Genomic DNA, 1,714 nt, shown 5'->3' with positions numbered 1-1,714 from the left:
CCGCGGAGCCGCTCACTGTAGGAACCCCACAGTGCCCGGCGGAAGGCGCTGTCAGGGGCCGATTGCTCCGGAAGCAGCGGCTACCGATAGGTTTTCGACGTACCAGACCGCTAGGGAAAGGGTGATCCGATGAGCCGCTCGGTTCTCGTCACCGGAGGAAACCGGGGCATCGGCCTCGCCATCGCCCGCGCCTTCGCCGACAACGGTGACAAGGTCGCGATCACCTACCGCTCCGGAGAGCCGCCCGTCGTGCTCACCGAGGCGGGTGTCCTCGCGGTCCGCTGCGACATCACCGACGCCGAGCAGGTGGAGCAGGCCTACAAGGAGATCGAGGAGAAGCACGGTCCCGTCGAGGTGCTGGTCGCCAACGCCGGTATCACCAAGGACCAGTTGCTGATGCGGATGTCCGAGGAGGACTTCACCTCCGTCCTCGACACCAACCTCACCGGCACCTTCCGGGTCGTCAAGCGCGCCAACCGCGGCATGCTGCGCGCCAAGAAGGGCCGGGTCGTCCTCATCTCCTCCGTCGTCGGGCTCCTCGGCTCGGCCGGACAGGCGAACTACGCCGCGTCCAAGGCCGGTCTGGTCGGCTTCGCCCGTTCGCTGGCCCGCGAGCTCGGCTCGCGGAACATCACTTTCAACGTCGTCGCGCCCGGCTTTGTCGACACCGACATGACCCAGGTGCTCACCGAGGAGCAGCGCAAGGGCATCGTGTCCCAGGTGCCGCTCGGCCGCTACGCGCAGCCCGAGGAGATCGCCGCCGCGGTGCGCTTCCTCGCCTCCGACGACGCGTCGTACATCACTGGAGCCGTCATCCCGGTTGACGGCGGATTGGGCATGGGTCACTGATCACCATGAGCGGAATTCTCGACGGCAAGCGCATCCTCATCACCGGTGTGCTGATGGAGTCGTCCATCGCGTTCCACACTGCCAAGGTGGCCCAGGAGCAGGGCGCCGAGGTCATCCTGACCGCCTTCCCCCGGCCCACGCTGACCGAGCGCGTCGCCCGGAAGCTGCCGAAGCCGGCCAAGGTCCTCGAACTGGACGTGACCAACACCGAGCACCTGGACCGGCTCGCCGGTCTGGTCGAGGCGGAGCTCGGCTCCCTCGACGGTGCCGTCCACTCCATCGGCTTCGCGCCGCAGGACGCGCTCGGCGGCAACTTCCTGAACACCCCGTTCGAGTCCGTCGCCACCGCGATGCACGTCTCGGCGTTCTCGCTGAAGTCGCTGGCCATGGCCTGCAAGCCGCTGATGAACGACGGCGGCTCGATCGTCGGCCTCACCTTCGACGCGCAGTTCGCCTGGCCGCAGTACGACTGGATGGGCCCGGCCAAGGCCGCGCTGGAGGCCACCTCCCGCTACCTCGCCCGTGACCTCGGCAAGGACGACATCCGCTGCAACCTGGTCTCGGCCGGGCCGCTCGGCTCGATGGCCGCGAAGTCCATCCCGGGCTTCACCGACCTGGCCAAGGTGTGGGACACCCGCTCCCCGCTGGCCTGGGACATGTCGGACCCGGAGCCCGCGGGCCGCGCCGTCGTCGCGCTGCTCTCGGACTTCTTCCCGAAGACCACCGGTGAGATCATCCACGTCGACGGCGGCGTGCACATGATGGGCGCCTGACCCGTACGACGGGCCGACACCCGGCCGCGTACCGCCCGAGCACCGGCGGTACGCGGCCTTCGTGCGTCCGGGCCCGCGCGGTACGGCCCGTC

Annotated in this window: 2 protein-coding genes; both read left to right on the top strand. The window is 69.0% G+C overall.

Annotated elements, in window-relative coordinates; all coding sequences use genetic code 11:
* Positions 1–129 precede the first annotated feature (129 nt).
* Entirely contained in the window at positions 130–849 is a 720-nt protein-coding gene (fabG, locus tag ACFCV8_RS35975; RefSeq protein ID WP_376689768.1) for a 3-oxoacyl-[acyl-carrier-protein] reductase, read from the top strand.
* A 5-nt stretch (positions 850–854) separates the two neighbouring features.
* Positions 855–1,622 carry an enoyl-ACP reductase FabI gene (gene fabI, locus ACFCV8_RS35970; protein WP_376689767.1) on the top strand — a complete coding sequence of 256 codons (768 nt, stop codon included), beginning with the start codon at positions 855–857 and terminating at the stop codon, positions 1,620–1,622.
* Positions 1,623–1,714 lie beyond the last annotated feature (92 nt).

Source organism: Streptomyces sp. NPDC056347 (assembly GCF_042262625.1).
GTDB lineage: Bacteria > Actinomycetota > Actinomycetes > Streptomycetales > Streptomycetaceae > Streptomyces.
This window is presented reverse-complemented; position numbering and strand designations above follow the sequence as displayed.